Annotated in this window: 22 protein-coding genes; 12 read left to right on the top strand and 10 right to left on the bottom strand. The window is 62.8% G+C overall.

Features of this window, described 5'->3' with window-relative positions:
• The first annotated feature begins 27 nt into the window (after positions 1–27).
• From ACQ4WL_RS03420 to ACQ4WL_RS03405, 4 genes are read left to right on the top strand one after another with little or no spacing between them, the layout of a single operon-like run.
• On the top strand, positions 28–780 hold the full coding sequence (locus ACQ4WL_RS03420; protein ID WP_436508083.1) for a hypothetical protein: 753 nt from the start codon (positions 28–30) through the stop codon (positions 778–780).
• The gene (locus tag ACQ4WL_RS03415) at positions 777–1,688 is read left to right on the top strand and encodes a TIGR04222 domain-containing membrane protein (RefSeq protein ID WP_436508081.1); all 912 of its coding nucleotides are present in this window, start codon (positions 777–779) and stop codon (positions 1,686–1,688) included. Before ACQ4WL_RS03420 ends, ACQ4WL_RS03415 begins: the two co-directional genes overlap by 4 nt.
• Entirely contained in the window at positions 1,678–2,532 is an 855-nt protein-coding gene (locus tag ACQ4WL_RS03410) for an MbnB/TglH/ChrH family RiPP precursor modification enzyme (protein WP_436508080.1), read from the top strand. Before ACQ4WL_RS03415 ends, ACQ4WL_RS03410 begins: the two co-directional genes overlap by 11 nt.
• Entirely contained in the window at positions 2,529–2,786 is a 258-nt protein-coding gene (locus ACQ4WL_RS03405) for a hypothetical protein (RefSeq protein ID WP_436508079.1), read from the top strand. The genes ACQ4WL_RS03410 and ACQ4WL_RS03405 overlap by 4 nt, the downstream gene beginning before the upstream one ends.
• Positions 2,787–2,802: 16 nt before the next feature.
• Here the strand turns inward: ACQ4WL_RS03405 and ACQ4WL_RS03400 are convergent, their stop codons facing one another.
• Positions 2,803–4,671 carry a serine hydrolase domain-containing protein gene (locus tag ACQ4WL_RS03400; RefSeq protein WP_436508077.1) on the bottom strand — a complete coding sequence of 623 codons (1,869 nt, stop codon included), beginning with the start codon at positions 4,669–4,671 and terminating at the stop codon, positions 2,803–2,805.
• Between the two features lie 91 nt (positions 4,672–4,762).
• On the opposite strand from ACQ4WL_RS03400, the gene ACQ4WL_RS03395 reads away from it, so the two are divergent.
• Positions 4,763–5,125, top strand: coding sequence for a DUF4870 family protein (locus ACQ4WL_RS03395; RefSeq protein WP_436508076.1), 363 nt, complete (start codon positions 4,763–4,765; stop codon positions 5,123–5,125).
• A gap of 36 nt (positions 5,126–5,161) precedes the next feature.
• Here the strand turns inward: ACQ4WL_RS03395 and ACQ4WL_RS03390 are convergent, their stop codons facing one another.
• The 4 genes from ACQ4WL_RS03390 to phaC form a co-directional block, all read right to left on the bottom strand.
• Positions 5,162–6,328 carry a cystathionine beta-lyase gene (locus ACQ4WL_RS03390; protein WP_436508075.1) on the bottom strand — a complete coding sequence of 389 codons (1,167 nt, stop codon included), beginning with the start codon at positions 6,326–6,328 and terminating at the stop codon, positions 5,162–5,164.
• 125 nt (positions 6,329–6,453) lie between these two features.
• Positions 6,454–7,809, bottom strand: coding sequence for a 30S ribosomal protein S12 methylthiotransferase RimO (gene rimO, locus ACQ4WL_RS03385; protein ID WP_436508350.1), 1,356 nt, complete (start codon positions 7,807–7,809; stop codon positions 6,454–6,456).
• A gap of 195 nt (positions 7,810–8,004) precedes the next feature.
• Positions 8,005–8,568 (bottom strand): polyhydroxyalkanoate synthesis repressor PhaR, encoded by a 564-nt coding sequence (phaR, locus tag ACQ4WL_RS03380; RefSeq protein WP_010399000.1) that lies wholly within the window; start codon positions 8,566–8,568, stop codon positions 8,005–8,007.
• Between the two features lie 225 nt (positions 8,569–8,793).
• Positions 8,794–10,509, bottom strand: coding sequence for a class I poly(R)-hydroxyalkanoic acid synthase (gene phaC, locus ACQ4WL_RS03375; protein ID WP_436508074.1), 1,716 nt, complete (start codon positions 10,507–10,509; stop codon positions 8,794–8,796).
• 113 nt (positions 10,510–10,622) lie between these two features.
• Here phaC and ACQ4WL_RS03370 point away from each other — a divergent pair, with 113 nt between their 5' ends.
• Positions 10,623–10,856, top strand: a complete 234-nt coding sequence (locus tag ACQ4WL_RS03370) for a hypothetical protein (protein WP_436508073.1) — start codon at positions 10,623–10,625, stop codon at positions 10,854–10,856.
• A gap of 16 nt (positions 10,857–10,872) precedes the next feature.
• Here the strand turns inward: ACQ4WL_RS03370 and pgeF are convergent, their stop codons facing one another.
• Together pgeF and ACQ4WL_RS03360 are read right to left on the bottom strand one after the other, a co-directional pair.
• The gene (pgeF, locus tag ACQ4WL_RS03365) at positions 10,873–11,658 is read right to left on the bottom strand and encodes a peptidoglycan editing factor PgeF (RefSeq protein WP_436508072.1); all 786 of its coding nucleotides are present in this window, start codon (positions 11,656–11,658) and stop codon (positions 10,873–10,875) included.
• On the bottom strand, positions 11,658–12,683 hold the full coding sequence (locus ACQ4WL_RS03360) for an RluA family pseudouridine synthase (protein ID WP_436508070.1): 1,026 nt from the start codon (positions 12,681–12,683) through the stop codon (positions 11,658–11,660). The genes pgeF and ACQ4WL_RS03360 overlap by 1 nt, the downstream gene beginning before the upstream one ends.
• 89 nt (positions 12,684–12,772) lie before the next feature.
• Between ACQ4WL_RS03360 and ACQ4WL_RS03355 the strand changes: the two genes are divergently transcribed.
• Positions 12,773–13,576, top strand: a complete 804-nt coding sequence (locus ACQ4WL_RS03355) for an outer membrane protein assembly factor BamD (RefSeq protein WP_071076763.1) — start codon at positions 12,773–12,775, stop codon at positions 13,574–13,576.
• 37 nt (positions 13,577–13,613) lie between these two features.
• On the opposite strand, the gene yaaA is transcribed toward ACQ4WL_RS03355, so the two are convergent.
• On the bottom strand, positions 13,614–14,384 hold the full coding sequence (gene yaaA, locus ACQ4WL_RS03350) for a peroxide stress protein YaaA (protein WP_436508068.1): 771 nt from the start codon (positions 14,382–14,384) through the stop codon (positions 13,614–13,616).
• 30 nt (positions 14,385–14,414) lie between these two features.
• Here yaaA and ACQ4WL_RS03345 point away from each other — a divergent pair, with 30 nt between their 5' ends.
• From ACQ4WL_RS03345 to ACQ4WL_RS03335, 3 genes are all read left to right on the top strand, one after another.
• The gene (locus ACQ4WL_RS03345; RefSeq protein ID WP_436508067.1) at positions 14,415–14,849 is read left to right on the top strand and encodes a putative toxin-antitoxin system toxin component, PIN family; all 435 of its coding nucleotides are present in this window, start codon (positions 14,415–14,417) and stop codon (positions 14,847–14,849) included.
• An 83-nt stretch (positions 14,850–14,932) separates the two neighbouring features.
• The gene (locus ACQ4WL_RS03340) at positions 14,933–16,111 is read left to right on the top strand and encodes a pyridoxal phosphate-dependent aminotransferase (RefSeq protein WP_436508066.1); all 1,179 of its coding nucleotides are present in this window, start codon (positions 14,933–14,935) and stop codon (positions 16,109–16,111) included.
• Between the two features lie 47 nt (positions 16,112–16,158).
• Complete coding sequence (locus ACQ4WL_RS03335) at positions 16,159–17,262, top strand: HD-GYP domain-containing protein (RefSeq protein ID WP_436508065.1); 1,104 nt, start codon at positions 16,159–16,161, stop codon at positions 17,260–17,262.
• Positions 17,263–17,313: 51 nt separating this feature from the next.
• Here ACQ4WL_RS03335 and ACQ4WL_RS03330 read toward each other — a convergent pair whose 3' ends face one another.
• Both ACQ4WL_RS03330 and ACQ4WL_RS03325 read right to left on the bottom strand, forming a co-directional pair.
• A complete protein-coding gene (locus tag ACQ4WL_RS03330) occupies positions 17,314–17,772 on the bottom strand; it encodes a nuclear transport factor 2 family protein (RefSeq protein WP_436508064.1) in 459 nt (152 codons plus the stop codon).
• Positions 17,773–18,032: 260 nt separating this feature from the next.
• Positions 18,033–18,824 (bottom strand): DUF2625 family protein, encoded by a 792-nt coding sequence (locus ACQ4WL_RS03325; RefSeq protein ID WP_436508062.1) that lies wholly within the window; start codon positions 18,822–18,824, stop codon positions 18,033–18,035.
• A gap of 191 nt (positions 18,825–19,015) precedes the next feature.
• Here ACQ4WL_RS03325 and ACQ4WL_RS03320 point away from each other — a divergent pair, with 191 nt between their 5' ends.
• Together ACQ4WL_RS03320 and ACQ4WL_RS03315 are read left to right on the top strand one after the other, a co-directional pair.
• Positions 19,016–19,867 carry a helix-turn-helix transcriptional regulator gene (locus ACQ4WL_RS03320; protein ID WP_436508061.1) on the top strand — a complete coding sequence of 284 codons (852 nt, stop codon included), beginning with the start codon at positions 19,016–19,018 and terminating at the stop codon, positions 19,865–19,867.
• Positions 19,868–19,896: 29 nt separating this feature from the next.
• Entirely contained in the window at positions 19,897–20,931 is a 1,035-nt protein-coding gene (locus ACQ4WL_RS03315) for a serine hydrolase domain-containing protein (RefSeq protein ID WP_096235860.1), read from the top strand.
• The last annotated feature ends 3 nt before the right edge of the window (positions 20,932–20,934 follow it).

Here is a 20,934-nt window from a genome sequence, read left to right as displayed (position 1 = left end):
TATATTGCAAACTTGTGAATACCAAGCTTGCCCATCGTGAAAGAACACCGCATGCCGCCATCGCTGCCAGAAGAGATACAACGCCACCTGGATGTGTTTGTCGCCGCCGCGCAAAGGGCCTTCGGGGATGACCTTGCTGCCGCCGTGCTGTTTGGCTCGGCCGCCGATGGCCAGTTGCGCGCCACCTCAGACGTCAACCTGCTGTTGCTGCTCAAGCGCTTTACGCCGCAGGCGGCCGATGCGCTGCGCGGGCCATTGCGCATGGCGCACGCCGCCATCGATTTGCAGGTGATGTTCTTGCTCGACAGCGAATTGACGCAGGCCGCCGACGCCTTCGCCGTCAAGTTCGCCGACATCATTGCGCGCCATCGAGTGCTGCTGGGCAATGATCCTTTCGCCAGCCTGCATACCAGCCGCGACGCCGTGCTGCGCCGGCTGCGGCAAGTGCTGCTGAACCAGCAGGTGCGCATGCGCGAACGGTATCTGCTATTGAGCCTGCATGAAGAACAGCTGGCTGGCGCCATCGCCGACGCAGCCGGTCCGCTGCGTGCGGCGGCGGCCTCGCTGGCGCAGCTGGAGGGCAAGTCTGCGCTGTCCGGCAAGCAGGCGCTCGAAGCGTTTGTCGACCAGCTGGGCGACCCGGCCCTGCACGCTGCCTTGCAAGCCATGTCAAAGGCGCGCGAAACGGCGCGCCTGGCGCCGGGGCAGGCCCTGCCCGCGTTCACGGACTTGATGGCCATTACCGAACGCTTGCGCGAACACGCGGAGCACATGCAGTGAACGGCGCAAATCCGTTCGACTGGAGCGGGCCATGGTTCCTGCTGGCCTACCTGATCTTCGGCGTGCTCGTGTACTACCTCGCGCGCGAGCTGCTGATCCGCCAGGAGCTGCGCAATCCGCATGCCCAGCTGTCACTGGCAGATGATCCCTACCGCATCGCCTTCTTGCGCGGCGGCGCCCTCGAAGCCGTGAAAATTGCCGCCTTCGTGCTGGTCGACCGTGGCTTGCTGCGCGCCGATGGCCCGTTGCTGGAAACGGCCAGCGCCGACAGCCTGCGCTTTGCCACTCATGACATCGAACGCGACGTGCTGCGGCTGTACCTGGGCCGCCAGGGCCATAGCAAGGAACTCGCCGTGCAGGCAGAGATGTTGCCAGCGTGCCGCGCCTACCGGGACACCTTGACGCAGCTGGAATTGCTGGTCGGCCCGCCGCTGTTGCGGCGGCGCGAACGCATCACCTGGGTGGCGCACTACCTGCTGCTGACGGTGGCCGCCGTCAAGGCCATCATCGCCATCAGCCGCCAGCACTACAACCTGCTGTTCCTGGCGCTGCTGCTGGCGGTATTTCTGCTCATGCTGCGCGGCTTGCGCACCCAGGCGACCAGCTGGAGCGCGCAGCGGCTGCTGTCCGATCTGCGCATGCTGTTTAGCCGCCTGAACCTGCGCGCATCGCGCCTGGAGGCGGGCAGCAGCAGCGCCGACATGGCACTGCTGGCGGCCATCTTCGGCATCGGCGCCCTGCCGCCATCGGTGTACGCGTATGTCGCCGAGCTGTACCCGGTACCCCGGCAAAACACGGGCGGCGACTCGTCGTCCAGCGGCACGGGCGACTCGGGCGGCTCCTCCTCGGGCGGCGACGGCGGCTCATCAAGCGGCTGTGGCGGTTGCGGTGGCGGCTGTGGCAGTTAGCCAGGGGGCCACACGCGACCGCGTCGGCCTGGGCTGGCGCGGCGAACTGGCCGCCGGCATCCTGTCCAACCTGGCGCAGATCGACGTGCTGGAAGTGATCGCCGACGATTATTACCGCGCCTCGCGCGCCGGCATCGCGGCCTTGAGCAGCCTGGCGCGCCAGGTGCCCGTCAGCCTGCACGGCGTGGGCATGGGGCTGGCATCAAGCATTCCCGCCGACCCGCGCCGCCTGCACGCGATGGCGCGCCTGATGAAAGAGGTGCAAGCGGAGTCGTGGTCCGAGCACCTGAGTTTCGTGCGCGCCGGCGGCGTGGAAATCGGCCACCTGGCGGCGCCGCCGCGCACGCCGCTCAGCGCCGCCGGCGCGATCGCCAATATCGCGCTGGCCGCGCGCATCGTCGGCAGCGCGCCGCTGATGGAAAACATCGCCACCCTGGTCGACCCGCCGGCCAGCACCCTGGACGAAGCCGAATGGCTGACGCGTATCCTCGACGGCGCGCAAGTGCCGCTGCTGCTGGACTTGCACAATCTGTATGCGAATGCCGTCAATTTTGGCGAAGAGCCGGAGCAACTGCTGCTGCGCCTGCCCCTGTCCAGGGTCGGCGCCGTGCACCTGAGCGGAGGCCACTGGATCGCTGCGCCTGGCGGCGGCCAGCGCTTGCTCGACGACCATCTGCACGACGTGCCGCCCGCCGTCTTCGCTTTATTGACCTTGCTGGCGCGCCATGCGCCCCAGCCCCTGACGGTGATCGTCGAACGCGACGGCAATTACCCGTCGTTCGAGCAGGTGCTGGGCCAGCTGGAGCTGGCGCGCGCGGCCTTGCGCGCGGGGCGCAGCGCATGAGCTCCGCAGCACTGGAAACCTATTTGGCAAGGCTGTACACGGACGACGCCCTGCTTGCTGCCTTCCTGCTGCAACCCCGTGCGCAAGCCCTGCTGCATGGCTTGTCGCCGCAGGAAGCCGGCGCGATGGCGGCGATGGACCATATCGGCCTGCAGATGGCAGCGGCCAGCTATCACGCCAAGCGCGCCGCGCACGCCAGCCAGCCCAGGCCGGCGCAGCGCTGGTGGCGCCGGTTGCTGCAAGTGTGGCGCTGAGCGCCCGCTACAGCCGCTACAGTTGCCACAGGCGCAACGGCAGCAGCCCCCACCAGGCCAGCACCAGCAGCAGTTGCAGCGCCGCCAGCAAGGCGATCCAGTCCCATTTCGCCCACGAGCCGGCCTCGGCAGCCGTGCCACGGCTGCGCCAGCAGCGCGCCAGGCCAAATGCCACAGCCACCGGCAGCGCGCCCGTGACCAGCGCCAGCAGCACGCTGGCTACGGTGATATCGCCCAGGCTTAGGTAAGACTGGAAGTAAAAGAACGGCGCGGGCAAGAGCAGCGCCAGCAGCGACAACAGGGGTCCGAACAGATGGTCGCCCCGCTCCAGGCTGCGCAGCGCGGCGCGCCAGACACCCACCAGCAGCACATACAGCAAGCCGGCCACACCCAGCGCCAGGCTGCCCCACAACACCAGCATACGCAGCATCGACACCCGCTCATAGCTACGCAAGCCGTCGCTGAGGATATGCTTGCCATCTTCCTGCATCACCACGTGCGACGCGGTGCTGCGGTCGCTGGCGCGGAACAGCAAGCCACCCACCGGTTCCAGTTCCTTCGGCTCGCCCTGAAACGGGATCAGGAACAACGACTCGCCATCCCACTTCAGGCGCGTAAAGCCAAAGGCGGCATCGACCCAAGCCATGCTGGCCATGGGGCTGGGCGACGGCACATACACGCCCTGCCAGTTTTCCACCGTGGGTGCGGGCGTGCCGCGCGGGGCCGGCGCGCGCAGCGGCAGCTCCAGGTCGCGCAGCAGCAGGCGGTTGAAGCGTTCATAGTCGGCCTGCTCCGCATCCGTATTGAAGGCCACGAAGAAGGCGCTGTCCTGCTCCGGATAGAGGCACAGCATGGCGCGAAAACCCACGGCCGTGCCAGGGTGGCAGGCACCCACCACATTGTGGCGGTCACGCACGGCAAGGGCCAGGCCGTGGCCCGTTGCCAGGCCCGCCTGCGCCGCATCCGTGCCGGCCGGTTCGGACAAGGCGCCCATCAGCGTCAGGTCGATGAAGCGCTTGCCCTGCAGCTTGCCATCGCCCATCAGGAATTGCGCCAGCTTGCCCATGTCGGCCGCCGTGGTGGTAAATTGCGCGGCCGGGCGCAAGTACTGGGGCACGGCCTGCTGCGCCAAGCCATGCTCGAAGTGGCCCATGGCCAGACGCGGGTCCGCGTGCGCGCCCGTCTGCGTGACGAAAGTAAAAGTGCTGTCCGCCATGCCCAGCGGCTGCAGCAGCTGCGCATCGAGGTAGCGCTCGTACGGCTGGCCCGTCACCTTCTCGATCACCATGCCCAGCAAGCCATAGCCCATGTTCGAATACGCGTAACGGCTGCCGGGCCGGGCCCGCACGCGCAGCAGATTGCGCCCGCCGTCGAAGGCGGTCGCCAGCGGCGTATCCGGCGCCGGGTTCAGGCTGAACGCCTGCCAGAAGCGCACATTGTCGAGGCCGGACGTGTGCGCCAGCAGGTGGCGGATGCGCACGGGATCACTGGTCTGCCACGGGTTTTTCAGCGCCAGTTCCGGCAGCACCTGCTGCAAGGGCGTGTCGAGCGTGAGCAGGTCTTCGCTGATCAGGCGCAAGACGCCCAGCGCCAGCGCCACCTTGCCCACGGAACCCACCTGCACGCGCGTATCCGCCTGCATGGGCATGTGCCTGGCGGCATCGCGCTGGCCGGATGCGCCGACTTTGACTGTGCCATCTGGCAAGACTTCACTCCAGACGGCGCCCGCCAGGCCCTCTTCCTGCAAACCGGCGGCAAACTCCGCCTCCAGGGTGGCGCCGGCGGCATGGGCCACGCTGGTACAGCATAGCAACAAGGCCGGCAAGGCGCGCTGCAGCCAGAATCTGGCGCGCGCGGCCAAGGTGGGATAGCGATCTCGTTTCAACAATGTATTCTGCCTTTTTCCATGGACTGCGCTCCCGCGCAAATAGCTTGTTACAATAAAAACCTGAGCAAACAATCAAGCGGGAGCCTGCATGTCACAAGATATTATTTTGGATACCCCACTCCGGCAGACCAGGAACCTGGCCTGGTGGTTGTACCTGATACATGGCGCCAGCTTTGTGTTTTCGCTGGGTGCCTTTTCCTTCATTCCGCTCATCATCAATTATGTGAAGCGGGACGAGGCGGCCGGGACCTTCGTGTACAGCCATCACAGCTGGATGATCCGTTCCTTCTGGTGGTATGTGGCCTGGATCGTCGTCGGTGCCATCCTGTGGATCACGCTGATCGGCATTCCGCTGGCACTCCTCGTGTGGGGCGTGGCCTGGCTGTGGAAAGCCTACCGCTTGCTGCGCGGCTTCCTCGACCTGAACAACAACCAGCCCGTACCCATGTAAAAGGTATTTCGCGGCAAGCCAACGGCTTGCCGCTGCCTACATCGCCGCGAACGCCCGGTCGATATCGGCGATCAAGTCTTGCGGATCTTCCAGCCCCACATTCAGGCGCACCAGTTGGCCCGGCAACTGCCAGCCCTTGCGCATGGCGGCGATGCGGTACGGCATCACCAGGCTGTTCGCGCCGCCCCAGCTATAGCCAATCTTAAACAACTGCAAGGCATCGACGAAACGGTCCGTCTGCTGCTCCGTGTAGCGGGCATCGAACAGCACGGAAAACAGGCCGCCCGCGCCCGTGAAATCGCGCTGCCAGATGGCGTGGCCCGGAGAATCGGCGAAGGCCGGATGCAGCACCGTGGCAATTTCGCCTCTAGCCTTGAGCCAGGCAGCCACCGTGCGCGCACCCGCATCGTGGGCGTCGAAGCGCAGCTTCATGGTGGGCAAGCCGCGCAGCACCAGGTAGGCGTCGTCCGCCCCCACGCCCATGCCAAGGCGCATGTGCGCCAGCGCCAGGCGCTCGTGCAGCGCCCGCTCGCGCGTAATGAGCGCGCCCATCAGCACATCCGAGCCGCCCGACTGGTATTTCGTCAGCGCCTGCATGATGATGTCCACGCCCAGGTCAAAGCCGCGCAGGGCCAGGCCGGCCGACCAGGTGTTGTCCAGAGCCACCAGCACGCCGCGCGCGTGGGCGGCCGCGCAGATGGCGGGCAAGTCCGGCACTTCCATGGTCACGGAACCCGGCGCTTCCGTCCAGATGAGTTTGGTATTTTCCTGGATCAAGGCGGCGATGCCGGCGCCGATCAGCGGGTCGTAATAGCGTGCCGTGATGCCGAAATCCTGTGCCAGCCAGCGTCCCAGTTCGCGGTTCGGGTTGTAGATGTTTTCCGGCAGCAAGACATCATCGCCCGTTTTCAGCAGGGCAAAGTCCGCCATGGCGATGGCCGCCAGGCCCGACGGCGCCAGCAGGCAGTGCTTGCCCCCTTCGATCTCGGCCAGCCGCGCTTCCAGCGTGAACGTCGTGGGCGTGCCGTGCAAGCCGTAGGTGTAGGCGTTCTTTTCTTTCCAGTCGCCCGAACGCATGGCGGCCACGTCCTTGAACAGCACGGTCGATGCATGGTGGATGGCGTTGGGAAAGGCGGCAAAGCCTTGCGGCGCCTGGTAATCGCTGTGGATCAGCGCCGTCTGGGGAGATTTGGGTGTGGTCATGGCGTCGGCATCGAATCGTAGGCAAATAAAAAGGCGGGCCAGCAATTGCTGATCCGCCTTGATTGTAAGGGCTTATGCCCTTGCCTGCCGTACGTCTGACAGAGTGTTACACCTGCGAAAAAATTTTATTCCGCAGCGCCCCACAAGTCGTGCGCATCCGCCGACGTGATGGTCACGTCGACAAACTGGCCGACGGCCAGCTTGCGGTGCGGCTCGAATGGCGGCTTCACATACACGACGCCGTCGATTTCCGGCGCGTCGGCGGACGAGCGGCCCACGCCGCCGGAGCGGGTGACTTCATCGATCAGCACGCGCACGGTCTTGCCGACCTTGGCTTGCAAGCGCTTGCGGGAAATTTCTTCCTGCAGCAGCATCACGCGGCCGCGGCGCTCTTCGCGCAGCTCTTCCGGCACGGGATTTTCGATCGCATTGGCCGTCGCGCCTTCGACAGGCGAATAGGCGAAGCAGCCCAGGCGGTCGATCTGCGCTTCCTTGAGGAAGTCCAGCAAGTACTCGAATTCCGCTTCCGTTTCGCCAGGGAAACCGGCGATGAAGGTCGAGCGGATGGTCAGATCCGGGTTGATGGCGCGCCAGGCCTGGATGCGGTCGAGGTTTTTCTCGCCGCTGGCCGGGCGCTTCATGCGCTTCAGTACATCTGGGTGCGCATGCTGCATCGGAATGTCGAGGTAAGGCAGGATGTGGCCGCCGCTCATCATCGGGATGATCTGGTCCACGTGCGGGTACGGATACACGTAGTGCAAGCGCACCCAGGCGCCGTAGGACTTGGCCAGTTCGCCCAGCGCTTCCGTCAGCTGCGTCATGTGCGTCTTGACGGGACGGCCATTCCAGAAGCCGGAACGGAATTTCACGTCCACGCCATACGCCGAGGTGTCTTGCGAAATGACCAGCAATTCCTTGACGCCGGCCTTGAACAGGTTTTCCGCTTCGATCATCAGTTCGCCGATCGGACGCGAGACCAGGTCGCCGCGCATCGATGGGATGATGCAGAAACTGCAACGGTGGTTACAGCCTTCGGAAATTTTCAGGTAGGCATAGTGCTTCGGCGTCAGCTTGATGCCTTGCGGCGGCACCAGGTCGAGGAAGGGCGCATGCGGTTTCGGCAGATGCAAATGAACGGAATCCATCACTTCGGCCAGCGCGTGCGGGCCGGTGACGGACAGCACTTTCGGGTGCACCTTCATGATGATGTCGTCGCCGGCAGCATCTTTCTTGGCGCCCAGACAACCGGTGACGATGACCTTGCCGTTTTCAGCCAGCGCTTCGCCGATGGCGTCGAGCGACTCTTGCACAGCAGCATCGATAAAACCGCAGGTATTGACGATCACCAGATCGGCGCCAGCGTAGGATTTCGCCGTTTCGTAACCTTCGGCGCGCAGTTGGGTCAGGATTTGTTCGGAGTCGACCAGCGCTTTCGGGCAGCCGAGCGAGACAAAGCCCACTTTCGGCGCCGCACCTGGCATGGCCAGCATGGCCTCGGGCTTGGCGGAAGGAACGGGAATACGGTGAATTTCAGACATAGTTGGCAGCTAGTAAAATGGTGAGGCGAATCGGCTATTGTACCCCGAGCCGCCCCTTGCTGGCAGAACTATGCTGTTTTGATGATGCCAATACCACTCACGGGCGCTGAATGGCCCGTGAGCGTCTGTTGACAGTGCTTATTTCTTGTCCGTCGGCGGAACGGGCGGAACGAAGGGGAACGTGCCGAACAGATTCTTGCTCTGGCTCTGCATCTGTTCCTGCATCTGCACGAACAGACTCTTGCTCTGGTCGATGTAGTTGTTCATCATGCCTTGCATCATCGGGCCCTGGACATTCATGAACTGCGTCCACATTTCTGGGCTGAATGGCTTGCCTTCGAAACTGCCGGCCGACGTGCCTGTGAATTTGTGCTGGATATCGGTAAACGCTTGCACGTTCTTTTCCAGGTAGGATCCCATCATGCCCTGCATGGCATGGCCATAGTAGCGGATGATCTGCGACAACACGCTGCTCGAGAACATGGGCGCGCCATTCGCTTCCTCTTCCAAAATGATTTGCAGCAAGATGCTGCGCGTCAAATCTTCATTGGATTTGGCATCGACGACCGTAAACACTTCATTGTCCAGCACCAACTGCTTGACGTCCGTCAAGGTGATATAGGAACTGGTTTGCGTGTCGTACAAACGGCGGTTGGGATATTTTTTAATCAGGCGGTCTATACTTTTTTTTGCACTACTCATCACAAGTTCCACTTATTGCGCCGCAGCGCGTACAGAGTTAATCCGAAAAAAAAGCGAACGTGGGTCCGCTTTCGCACCTGCCTACTTTTTCCATTATAGAGTGGAAAACGGCTCCATTGCATATCAGGGTAGTAGATTCCCGCATTTATTGCAACGCAACTAAAAGTAGATTCCTGACAAGACCGGAGATTACGCCGGTCTTGTCAGGCGAGAAGCTTTTGCAAACTAGTCCACCCTGACTTTAACATACCGCCCCGGTGCCGGCTCGATTGCCGCGTGCCGCTTGTTGCCCGGCTTGCCTGGCGCCTTCACCTGTGCGCCGCCGTGCTCGGTCAGGAAGGCTGCCCATTCGGGCCACCAGCTGCCCACGTGCTCGGTCGCGCCGTCCATCCATTGCTCGGCGCTCAAGGGCTTGGCTTTCGCCGTGCGTGGCTGGTCATTGCTCCAGTAACTGCGCTTTTTCTTCGAGGCCGGGTTGATCACGCCGGCGATATGGCCCGAAGCACCGAGGATAAAACGGTTGGCTTTCGGTTTTTTCGGGTTCAGCAGGGCCGTGCTGGCATAGGCCGCGCCCCAGGGCACGATATGGTCTTCGCGCGAACCGTAGATGAAAGCAGGCGCGTCGATGCTACCCAGGTCGACCTGTTCACCCGCCACCATCAGCTTGCCCGGCACTTTCAGGCTGTTTTCCAGGTAAGTGTTGCGCAGATACCAGCAGAACATGGGGCCCGGCAAGCCCGTGCCGTCGCCATTCCAGTACAGCAAGTCGAACGCGGGCGGCTCCTTGCCTTTCAGGTAATTCGCTTGCACGTAGTTCCACACCAGGTCGTTCGGCCGCAGGCTCGAGAACGTGCTGCCCAGGTCGCGCCCCGTCATCAGGCCGCCCTTGGCCAGGCTCTGCTCGCGCAACGCCACTTGCGGCTCGTCAATAAAGACGTCGAGCGCGCCCGCGTCGCAGAAATCGAGGAAAGTGGTCAAGAGGGTCAGGCTGGCGGCCGGATTCTCGCCCCGCGCCTTGAGCACGGCCAGCGCCGTCGAGACGATGGTGCCGCCCACGCAAAAGCCAAACATATTGAGCTTGTCCTGGCCGGAAATGTCTTGCGTCACCCGGATGGCTTCGATCACGCCTTGCTCGACGTAATCGTCCCACGTCAGGTGCTGCATGCTCATGTCCGGATTGCGCCAGGACATCAGGAATACGGTATTGCCCTGCTCCACCGCATAGCGCACGAGCGAGTTTTCTGGCTGCAAGTCAAGGATATAGAATTTATTGATGCACGGCGGCACCATCAGCAGGGGCCGCTGGTGTACCGTGGCCGTCGTCGGCGTGTACTGGATCAGCTGGAACAAGGCGTTTTCAAACACCACCGTGCCCGCCGTGGTGGCCACGTTGCGGCCCACTTCGAAGGCCGATTCATCGGATTGCGAGATGCGCCCCTTTTGCATGTCGGTCAGCATATTGCTCAAGCCCTTGGCCAGGCTCTCGCCCTTGGTTTCGATCAGGGTTTGCTGGGCGTCAGGATTGGTGGCGAGAAAGTTGGCGGGCGACATGGCGTCGACGATTTGCTGCACGGCGAACGCAATCTTTTGCTTCTGGTGCGGCGTCGCTTCCACGGCATCGGCCATGGCGCTGAGAAACTCCGCGTTCAGCAGGTAGGCGGCCGCATTGAAGGCCGACAGTGGGCTGGCATGCCAGGCGGGCGCGGCAAAGCGGCGGTCTTTCAGCTCCGGCGCCTTGCCGGCCATAAAGTCAGCCCACAAGCCCGTCAGCTTGGCCACATAGGCATTTTTCAGTTGCTCGATCGCTTCCGGCTTGATGCTGGCGCCCGCATCCTGCAAAATGCCGGCAATCGGATTGCCCTGCGGCTGCGGTACCATGTTGAACCACGTCTTCCACTGCTCAGGATTGCTGATCTGCGCCATCCATTCCTTGGTCATCATTTGAGGATCGGGCATATTCATAGATGTAAAAGTCCATTAAGAAATTAAAACGTCGTCAAAAATAAATACTTCTGGATCAACTGCATGCAAACTCTTACTGACTGCCAATACCTATGATGCTCATGACCGCTGTTGCCTGGATCTATGTCGTCGGCCTCATGGCGCTGACGGAACCGTCCATCGTCGCCGGGGTGATGACCTTCGTGCTGTACTGCGTCATCCCGCTGTCCATCCTATTCTATCTGACGGGCTCGCGGCGACGCAAACGCAAGGCGGCGCGCATCGCTGAGATGAAGGCGCGCGCGCTCGCCTCAGCAGACGATAAAACAAAAACGGCAGACACATAAGTGTCTGCCGTGCAGATTATTTGCGCCAGATCAAGCTGGCCTGTCTTCCCGTGACACCATCGCGCCGGTACGAGTAAAACTGCGCCGCATCGCTGACGGTGCAATATTCCCCGCCCGCCACTTGCGCCACACCATCGCGCAGCAACATGGTGCGCGCCAGCGCATAGATATCGGCCAGGTACTTGCCCGGCTTGCCGGCGATGGCGGTGAATGCACCGCTCAGCACTTGCCGCTCGGCAGCATCGCGCGCGCCGTCGCGAAACGCTTGCAGCACGTCCTGTCCCACTTCGAATTGCTGCGGGCCTATGGCTGGCCCCAGCCAGGCGAGGATCTCCCCCGCGCCCTGCGCCCGCATGCAGTCCACCGTGCGCTGCAGGACGCCGCTGGCCAGGCCGCGCCAGCCCGCATGGGCCGCGCCGACGACCAGACCGTCTGTCGAACAGAACAATACCGGCAGGCAATCGGCCGTCATCACCACGCATACGGCACCGGCCTGCGTGGTGATGCTGGCGTCGGCGTCGGGCACGCAACCGTGCAGCTTGGCTGCATCGGCCACGGCCACGCCATGCACCTGCGACAGCCAGGCGGGCTCGGATGGCAGAACGCCCGCCAGCCGCGCGCGGTTGGCCGCCACGTGCGCAGGTTCGTCGCCCACGTGCGTGCCCAGGTTCAAGCCACCGCCGCCCTGCCCGTCACCGTATGGGCCCTGGCTGACGCCGCCCGCGCGCACGGTCGCCAGCGCGCCCACGTTCGCGGGCAGGCCGGGCCAATGGGGATTAATACAAGGCAAGGCAGCCCTCATCAGACCTGTTCCGGCTCGGGAATGCCGGCGGTGGCGATCAATTGCGCGAAATCATCGGCCAGCGGCACGATCCACTCGCACGCTTCCAGGGTGCCCGGATGCACGAGGCCCAGGCGGCGCGCCTGCAATGCCTGGCGCGAGAAGACGGACACCAGATGCTGTTTGCCGTACACGGAGTCACCGACCAGCGCAAACCCCAGGTGTTGCATGTGCACGCGAATCTGGTGCGTGCGGCCCGTTTCCAGACGGCATTGCATCAGACTCACGGGACGGCGATCGAGTTCGCCGCTGCCGATCAATTCATAGTGCGTGATGGCCGGCTTGGCCGTAAAGTTTTCCGAGACGGCCATCTTGACGCGGTCGCGCGGGTGGCGCGCGATGGATGCGTCGATGGTGCCCGCCATTTTCGGCGTGCCCCATACGAGCGCGAAATATTCGCGCTTGACGGTGCGCGCCTGCAACTGGCGCACCAGATCCGTTTGCGAAGCGAGGGTCTTGCCGACCACCATCAGGCCGCTGGTATCCTTGTCCAGGCGGTGCACGATGCCGGCGCGCGGCACTCCCGCCAGCTGCGGGCAGTGGTGCAGCAGGCCGTTGAGCAGGGTGCCCGACCAGTTGCCGGGGCCCGGATGCACGACCAGTCCGGCCGGTTTGTTGATCACGATGATATGCTCATCTTCGTGCACGATGTTCAATTGCATCGCTTCCGGCTTAAAAGCCTCGTCTTCCGGCGCGCTTTGCGGCAGAATGACGATCTTCTCGTCGCCATAGGCGGTCATGTTGCGTTTGGCAACTTTTCCATCGACGGTCACGAAACCGGCTTCCAGCCATAATTGCAGGCGGCTGCGCGAGTATTGCGGCACCAGTTGGGCGATGACTTTATCGAGGCGGTGGCCGCAGGCGTCCGGCGTCAGTTCCAATGTAATCGGGGCCATGATCTCGAAGGCGTCGTCGGCGGCAAAATCGCCGTCAAACGCATCTTCGGCGCCATGGTCAGAAAGGGAGTCAAACGCGGAGTCAGCCAAATTAGGCTTCGGAGTTAATATCACAGCATTCCCATCGGCTATAATCAGCCTATTGTAAAATCTTGGTTAAAACCTTCTTGCAAAACGTCATGCAAAAAAAATTATCGTTGGTAGTCGCTTCAGTCGTTCTGCTCGGCATGTCCGCTTGCAGCTTGTTGCCTGAAAAAGTGGATGAGACCAAAAACTGGTCTGTTACGAAATTATACTCGGAGGCGCGTGAAGAAATGGCCGGGCAGCACTATGAAGCTGCAATCGGCCTGTTCCAGAAGCTGGAGGCTAACTATCCTTTCGGCAACTATGCTCTGCAAGCGCAGATGGAGATCGCTTACGCGTATTATAAGGCGGGAGACCAGGCGCAGGCACTGGCTGCCGTCGAACGCTTCATCAAGTTGCATCCGAACCACGCCAATGTAGACTATATGTACTACTTGCGTGGTCTGATCAGCTTTAACGACCAGATCAGCTTCCTGAACTTCCTGTACGAGCAAGACCCGACCGAGCGCGACCCGAAAGCCACGCGCGAAGCGTTTGCGGCCTTCAAGCAACTGGTCGACAAGTTTCCAAATAGCAAGTACGCGCCCGATTCGCTGGCCCGCATGAACTATTTGATCGATGCCATGGCGAAATACGAAGTGCACGTGGCGCGTTATTACTACCGCCGCGGCGCCTACCTGGCCGCCGCCAACCGCGCGCAAACGACGGTCAGCGACTTTGCCGCTTCGCCAGCCATCGAAGAAGCGCTGTTCATCATGTACCGCTCGTATGACAAGCTGGGCTTGACCGACTTGCGCGACGACACCTTGCGCGTGCTGACCAAGAACTACCCGAACACGGCATTCCTCAGCCCGGAAGGGGTGAACAAGGAACGCAAGTGGTGGAAATTCTGGCAGTAAGCTGCAATAAAAAACCGGGCTAGCCCGGTTTTTTTACTTATTCAGCTACTTTGCGCCGGAACACCCAGCTCTTGTCATTCGACGCTTCCGGCACGAAGCCATAGCCATCGACGTCGAACTGCTTCAGCTGTTCCGGGTCGCGGATGGCGTTGACAGCCGCATAGCGGGCCAGCATGCCGCGCGCGCGTTTGGCATAGAACGAAATGATTTTATACTTGCCGTTCTTCCAGTCCTCGAACACGGGGGCGATGACGGGCACGTCCAGCTGGCGCGGCTTGACGGATTTAAAATATTCTTCGGAAGCAAGATTAACCAGCACTTTCGCGCCCTGCTCTTGCGCGGTACGGTTCAGGCCATTGGTGATGGTGTCGCCCCAGAAGGCATACAAATCCTTGCCACGCGCAGTCGCCAAGCGCGTGCCCATTTCCAGGCGGTGCGGGTGGATCAGGTCCAGCGGGCGCAGCAAGCCGTACAGGCCCGACAAAATGCGCACGCGCGACTGGGCATAGTCGAGCTGGGCCGGTTGCAGGCTGCGGGCCTCGAAACCAGCATACACGTCGCCATTGAAGGCCATGATGGCCTGGCGCGCTTCCGCCAATTTGGGCGTCCAGGACGCGTAGCGGGCCACGTTGAGGGCCGACAAGGCGTCGGAAATGCCCATCAGGCTGCCCACTTCGGCGGGCGAGAACTGGCGCATGCGCTCGATCAGCTGGGCGGAATGGTCGAGAAAATCGGGGGTGCTGTGCAACGTGGTTGTTGGCGGCGTCTCCAGGTCGAGACTCTTGGCGGGCGAAAGCACGATCAACATAAATTATCACTACAGAATAGAATTGCCGACATGATACCTGCTCCACAAAAACTCGTCCTCGACACCAACGTTTGCCTCGACCTGTTCGTCTTCAACGACCCGCGCTGGACACCCCTGCTGGAGGCCATGGAAAGCGGCGCCGTGCACGCCATCACGCGCGAAGATTGCCGCGCGGAATATCTGGTCGTTTTGCATTACAAACATCTGCCGCTCGATGAAGCCAGCCGCGCTGTCGCCGCCGCCCGCTTCGACGCCCACATCAGCGTGGTAGCGCCACCCGCCTCCGGCGTGCGCCTGCCCGTCTGCACGGACAAGGATGACCAGAAATTCCTCGAACTGGCGCGCGACGCCAACGCCGACATCCTCATCACCAAGGACAAGGCGCTGCTGAAACTGGCCCGCAAGACGGCCAAGGCCGGCATGTTCAAGATCATGCTGCCGGAAGGCTGGGCGTTGCCAGGCTGAGCCGCCAAAGCCCCGCACGCAACGGGGCGCGCTGCGCTAGAATGGGCAACGATTCCACTTTGCGCACCGCGACCCTACCGTTCATGAACAGCCCGTCCCTGCCCCATCTGACTCCCAGCCTGACCACCCGCCTGCCTGCTGTCGGCACCACCGTGTTTACCCGCATGTCCAGCCTGGCGGCCCGGCATGGCGCCGTCAACCTGGGCCAGGGCTTTCCCGACTTCGATTGCGCGCCTGAACTGATCGATCTCGTCAGCGACGCCATGCGCGCCGGCCACAACCAGTATCCGATGATGACGGGCGCCGCGCCTTTGCGCGAGGCCATCGCCGCCAAGATCGCCAGCCTGTACGGCCACAGTTATGATGCAGGCACGGAAATCACCGTCACGGCCGGCGCCACGCAGGCGCTCACCACGGCGATTTTGTGCTGCGTGCACCCTGGCGACGAAGTCATCGTCATCGAACCGGCCTACGACAGCTACCTGCCGGCCATCGCGCTGGCCGGCGGCGTGCCTGTGCTGGTGGCCATGCAAGTGGGAGAGTCCGGCTACAGCGTGCCGTGGGACAAGCTGGCCGCCGCCGTCAGCGGCAAGACGCGCTTGATCATCATCAATACGCCGCATAACCCGACGGGCACCATTTTGCGCCCTGCGGATATCGCCGCGCTGGCCGGCATCGTGCGCGGCACGCAAATTTTGATACTGTCCGACGAAGTCTACGAACACATGGTGTACGACGGCGTGCGCCATGAGTCGCTCGCGCGCAATGCGGAACTGGCGGCGCGCAGCTTCATCGTTTCCAGCTTCGGCAAGACGTATCACGTGACGGGCTGGAAAGTGGGCTACGTGGCGGCACCAGCGGCCCTGACGGCGGAATTTCGCAAGGTGCACCAGTACAACGTATTTACCGTCAACACGCCGATGCAGCACGGCCTGGCCGGCTACATGGCGGACCCGCAGCCCTACCTGGACTTGCCCGCGTTTTACCAGCGCAAGCGCGACCTGTTCCGCGACGGCCTGGCGGGCAGCCGCTTTACCCTGCTGCCGGCCGACGGCACGTATTTCCAGTGCATGCGCTACGATGCCATTTCACAAGAGACGGAAGCGCAGTTCGCCGAATGGCTGACGGCCGAGATCAAGGTGGCCGCCATTCCCGTCTCCGCGTTTTACGCTCAGGGCAAGGAGTCGGGCATCGTGCGCTTCTGCTTTGCCAAACAGGACGAGACCTTGCGCCTGGCGCTGGAGCGTCTGCGCAGCATTTAACCGAGCACTGAGCATGGCTTCGCCACGGCGGAGCAAAGGATGACAGCATGGTACAGCGTCGCATCGGCCCGGCCGACCTGGTTCCCGGCGAACCCCTGCCTTGGGATTTGTTTCTGGCTGACCATAGTGCCGGCCCACAACTACGCAAGGGGCAGATCATCACGGACGGCGCGCAGCTGGGCCGTTTGCTGCAGCTGGGCCTGTACGTGGGCACGCCCGAGCAGCCATCCGTGCTGCGCCTGCTGAACCAGGCGGCGCAGCGCCTGGAACGGCTGCTGCTGGACTTGCGCAGCGAAAGCAACGCCGAGCGCGACGTGCGCGACATCGCCCGCGAACTGCTGCGTGCGCTCGGGCACGATGCCGACATCGCCCTGGCCAGCATCCTGCTCAACCAGATCGCCGGCACCTACGCCGTGCGCCACTGCATCGAAACGGCGCTGCTGGCCATGCTGGTGGGGCGCAGCATGCACAAGTCCCACGATGAATTACTGTTGATCGGCGCGGCCGCGCTGACGATGAACGTGGGCATGCTGCGCCACCACGACAGCTTCCAGGACCGGCGCGGCCCCCTGAATGACGAAGAAATGCGCATCGTGCGCCAGCATCCGCAGGAAAGCACGGAACTGCTGCGCTGTGCCGGCGTCGACGACGAGGAATGGCTCAGTTGCGTGCTCTTGCACCATGAAAACGACGACGGCAGCGGCTACCCGCAGGGCCGCACCGCCGATGAAATCTTGCAAAACGCCAAGCTGATCGGCCTGGCCGACCGCTATTGCGCCCGCGTTTCCGCGCGCAACTACCGCCGCTCCATCGTGCCCGACCAGGCGCTGCAGCACATCTTCCTCGACCAGGGCGTGCCCATCGACCCGCTGCTGGGAGAACAGTTCGTCAAGCTGCTGGGCAAATATCCGCCCGGCACCCTGGTGCGCCTGCGCAGCGGCGAACTGGGGGTCGTCACGCAACGGGGCGCCGCCCACGTGCATCCGCTCAGCGACCCGCTGGGCGCGCCGCTGGCCGCAGCTCAGCTGGCGCAAATGACGCCGCGCGACACGGGCGACAGCCAGTTCGCCATCGTTTCGTCGCTGCATGAAGACGATGCGGGCGTGCATTTCAGCATGCGCAATGTGTGGGGGGATGAGGCGCGGTTGTAGGCTGCCTGGATCACGCCGGGCGCCAGACCCGGCCCCCGGAAAAGTGTCAGCTCACGGTTTCGGTGGACGGATGCCGGTGTACTGCGCGCTGACCAGCAGCCATTGCTTGTCGACAAGCCGGGCCACATACCCGGCGCGCAGGGCGAAGCTCCGGGTGGCCGCGTCCTGATTGAGACGGTAGGACAGCCGTGCCGAGATGAGCGCCGTGTCGCCAAAAAGACGCACCACCGGCTCATCGACCTGGAGTTGAGGACTCGGCCGCTTCTGCTCCGGCGCATAGAAGGAAAGCATTTTTTCACGCCCGTCCACCTCGCCGACCGGCGATATTTCCACATAATTCTCGGCCGTGGTGGCTTTCAAGGCAACTTGATCAAAGTTATTCTGCGCCTGCGCATGGCGCTGCACCAAAGCTAGCAGTTCGGCATCGCCGGGAGCCGCGTGCACGCTGCCGATCACGCCGACAGCGCCTAGCAGGCAGGTGGAAAGAACATGTGGAAGCGTCAATTTCATGCGTATCATCCTGGTCGAGGTCATGGAGAAGCATTCGTTGATGACTGCGGCAGCGCCAGTATCGAACACTCGCTTGCGGCCAACTCATCATGAGGAAGCCCACTGTATGCTATCCGATTGCCATGTTCTGACACTAGCCATTGCGACAAACTGCTGAATTGGGGGAATGAAACGCCATTTCGCCGGCTCGACTGCGCGCTCGCCATTGCCGCATCGGGATGCCCATTGCGACGCTTTCAAATACGCCCGCAAGCCATGCCTCAGCTCGCACTAACAGGTGCATCCAGCAACTTCTGTTTCAGATCAAGGTTGAGCGCCCACTGCTCTTCCACCGGAATGGCGCGCCGCGAACTGGTCTTGAGGGAACCCTCTTGCGTCCACAGAAATGGATAAAAATTCAGGCATAGCTCGCCGGACAAGGGCAATTCGTCAAAGCCATCCGCATCGCCAGGCTGCCGGCCGTAAAACTGCCGCAACTGGCTGGTAAAAGCCCATTCGACAAACGTCGTGAAGCCGATCTCCAGCGCTTCCCACTCCAGCGTCTCGGGGGCCAGGTAATACATATTGCCCTGATCGGGCCCGAGCGCGCCGCCATTGATGGCGAAAAAGCCGCCGAGCACGTCATCGGCCACCAGCAGAAAACCCTCGGCCTTTCCTTCATTCCACATAGCAATGTTTCGGCCCAGCTTGCCATGGCCAGACCCCAGTATGCGTAACCAGCCATCGTCCACCAGGATGCCCCCGGTTTCATAGGCAATCGCGCCGAGGGGAGAACGCGTGGTGACCTGCAGGCTCAGCAGCACGTCCTCCCTGCCGGCCGAGGGAGGCAGCAATTCCACCGGCAAGTCCGCCTCGCTGGCCCATTGCCTGATCAGCGGAAACGCCGGGTCTTCACTATCCAATAATTCATTCAATGTACGCATTGCACCGGCCCTTATCGATGACCGCTTGCGGCGGTCGGAGAATACATGACGAAGCTGGCACTGTCTGGCGCTCACCGCCAGGCATTCCTGCCGCTCGCCCCTGGCGCGATCCAGTATCGATGACGACATCTGAATGCTCCGCAGATTTTACCCATGCCCTGCCCTGCACGGCTGCACGGCTGCCGCCGGCCCCGGAAAGCCGGCTCGGTGGCGCCGTCCGACATCCCGCGCATTCCCCTGAATCGACCGTTCATCCTGCGTCTGGCGCTATTCGTCGGCCCGCGCTCGCCCATCCGGGCGGGCGCACATACCATGCCGATATGACCACTCCACTCCAGTTCAAGTCCGGCCAATTCTATGGCGATGTGCATCACGGCGCACGCGGCAGCATCTTCGATATCCGCCGCCTGAAGGCCACGCGTGGCGAGGACGAAGTCGAAACGCACCGGCATGACGATGCCCACTTCGTCTTCGTCCTGTCCGGCACGTATATTTCCAGCGCCCTCCACGCCCCGGCGCGCGCGCCGTCACCCACCCTCGTCTTCAATCCTGCCGGCACGACGCACCGCGACCGCTTCGTCGATGGCAAAGGCAGTTTCATGACGGTATCGCTCGACCCTGCCCAGCTGTCGGGCGCCGAAGAATTGCATGCGGCCCAGGAATGCGCCACCGTGTTGCGCGATACCGCCAGCGCGGCTGCCGCCTTCCGGCTGGCGCGCGAAATCGGTCGCGGCGGCGATGCCGCGCTGCTGGAAGCGGGCGCGTGGGAGATGCTGGCAAGCCTGCACAAGACGCCCCAGAAGGCGCGCCCATCGCTGCCAGCCTGGGCCCACCAAGCCTATGAAGCGGTGATGGACCTGGCCAACGACACGCATCTGCGGATCGCCGACGTGGCCGCTGCCCTGGGCGTGCATCCCGTGCACCTGGCCCGCGTCTTCCGCCAGGCCTGGGGCTGTTCGCCGGGCGACCTGCTGCGCTGGCGCCGCGTCGATCAAGCCTGCGGCCTGCTGCGCCGTCCGGAACTGAGCATGGCCGACGTGGCGCTGAGCGTGGGCTTCGCCGACCAGAGTCACATGAGCCGCGCCTTCCAGGCCCGCTACGGCATGACACCCAGCAACTATCGCCGCCAAATGTTTCAAACGTCCAAGACAATGCTTGGTTTGCAAGACTAGACTGGCCTTTTCCAACTCAGGAGTACACCATGTTGCGATACCTCCCCCTTCTTCTGGCCTGCGGCAGCAACGTCCACGCGGGCGAACTGGACGGCGTTACCACCGCCATCGACGCGGGCGACTTCAAGCAGGTCACCAGCGTCGTCGTGGCACAGCATGGCAAACTGCTTTACGAACACTACTTCGACAAGGATGGCGCCGACAGCCTGCGCAACACGCGTTCGGTTGGCAAGACGGTAGCGGGCATGCTGGTCGGCCTGGCCATCGAGCGCAAGCTGTTGCGCGCCGACACTCCCGTGCTGCCACACTTTCCGGAACTGCGGCCGCTGGCCCATGCCGACCCGCGCAAGGACAAGATCACGGTCGAGGACTTATTGACCATGAGCTCGCTGCTCGAATGCGACGACGACAACCAGCATTCGCGCGGCAACGAAGAGCGCATGTATCTGGTGGAAGACTGGAGCCGTTTCGTGGCCGACCTGCCGATCCGCGGCTTTCCCGAATGGCAGCCCCGCCCCGAGCAATCGCCGCATGGCCGCGCCTGGAGCTACTGCACGGCAGGCGTAACCCTGCTGGGACCGCTGCTTGAAAAAGTGAGCAGCCAGAGCGTGCCGGACTTCGCTGCCGCCAACCTGTTCAAGCCGCTGGGCATCGACAAGGTGAAATGGCAACTCCAGCCCAAGGGCAGCGCCATGACGGGCGGCGGACTGCAACTGCGCAGCGTGGACCTGATGAAGCTTGGCCAGCTCTACCTCGACGGCGGGCGCTGGAATGGCAAGCAGGTGATACCGGCCGAATGGGTCAAGCGCTCGATCGCGCCCCATGCCAACGCGCGTGAAGGCATGGACTACGGTTATCTGTGGTGGTTGCAACCGTTCACGGCCAATGGCCGCACGGTGCAAAGCTATGGGATGGCAGGTTCTGGCGGCAATAAAGTGCTCGTCTTGCCGGAACTCGATGCGGTGGTCGTCATCACCACGACCAACTTCCAGGTACGCGACGCCCACGCGCTCAGCGAAAAATTGCTGACCAAGCTGATCATGCCGGCATTGATGCGCCCCTGAGCG

The organism is Janthinobacterium kochi (assembly GCF_051380715.1).
Taxonomy (GTDB): domain Bacteria; phylum Pseudomonadota; class Gammaproteobacteria; order Burkholderiales; family Burkholderiaceae_D; genus Janthinobacterium.
This window is presented reverse-complemented; position numbering and strand designations above follow the sequence as displayed.

Excerpts from the sequence above, each read along its gene's own strand:
- ACQ4WL_RS03325 (WP_436508062.1), bottom strand. The coding sequence starts at position 18,824 with ATGTCGTCATCGATACTGGATCGCGCCAGGGGCGAGCGGCAGGAATGC.
- pgeF (WP_436508072.1), bottom strand. The coding sequence starts at position 11,658 with ATGAGGGCTGCCTTGCCTTGTATTAATCCCCATTGGCCCGGCCTGCCC.
- ACQ4WL_RS03335 (WP_436508065.1), top strand. The coding sequence starts at position 16,159 with ATGGTACAGCGTCGCATCGGCCCGGCCGACCTGGTTCCCGGCGAACCC.
- ACQ4WL_RS03395 (WP_436508076.1), top strand. The coding sequence starts at position 4,763 with ATGTCACAAGATATTATTTTGGATACCCCACTCCGGCAGACCAGGAAC.
- ACQ4WL_RS03340 (WP_436508066.1), top strand. The coding sequence starts at position 14,933 with ATGAACAGCCCGTCCCTGCCCCATCTGACTCCCAGCCTGACCACCCGC.
- phaR (WP_010399000.1), bottom strand. The coding sequence starts at position 8,568 with ATGAGTAGTGCAAAAAAAAGTATAGACCGCCTGATTAAAAAATATCCC.
- ACQ4WL_RS03370 (WP_436508073.1), top strand. The coding sequence starts at position 10,623 with ATGATGCTCATGACCGCTGTTGCCTGGATCTATGTCGTCGGCCTCATG.
- phaC (WP_436508074.1), bottom strand. The coding sequence starts at position 10,509 with ATGATGACCAAGGAATGGATGGCGCAGATCAGCAATCCTGAGCAGTGG.
- ACQ4WL_RS03390 (WP_436508075.1), bottom strand. The coding sequence starts at position 6,328 with ATGACCACACCCAAATCTCCCCAGACGGCGCTGATCCACAGCGATTAC.
- ACQ4WL_RS03355 (WP_071076763.1), top strand. The coding sequence starts at position 12,773 with ATGCAAAAAAAATTATCGTTGGTAGTCGCTTCAGTCGTTCTGCTCGGC.
- ACQ4WL_RS03330 (WP_436508064.1), bottom strand. The coding sequence starts at position 17,772 with ATGAAATTGACGCTTCCACATGTTCTTTCCACCTGCCTGCTAGGCGCT.
- ACQ4WL_RS03315 (WP_096235860.1), top strand. The coding sequence starts at position 19,897 with ATGTTGCGATACCTCCCCCTTCTTCTGGCCTGCGGCAGCAACGTCCAC.
- ACQ4WL_RS03345 (WP_436508067.1), top strand. The coding sequence starts at position 14,415 with ATGATACCTGCTCCACAAAAACTCGTCCTCGACACCAACGTTTGCCTC.
- yaaA (WP_436508068.1), bottom strand. The coding sequence starts at position 14,384 with ATGTTGATCGTGCTTTCGCCCGCCAAGAGTCTCGACCTGGAGACGCCG.
- rimO (WP_436508350.1), bottom strand. The coding sequence starts at position 7,809 with ATGCCAGGTGCGGCGCCGAAAGTGGGCTTTGTCTCGCTCGGCTGCCCG.
- ACQ4WL_RS03320 (WP_436508061.1), top strand. The coding sequence starts at position 19,016 with ATGACCACTCCACTCCAGTTCAAGTCCGGCCAATTCTATGGCGATGTG.
- ACQ4WL_RS03405 (WP_436508079.1), top strand. The coding sequence starts at position 2,529 with ATGAGCTCCGCAGCACTGGAAACCTATTTGGCAAGGCTGTACACGGAC.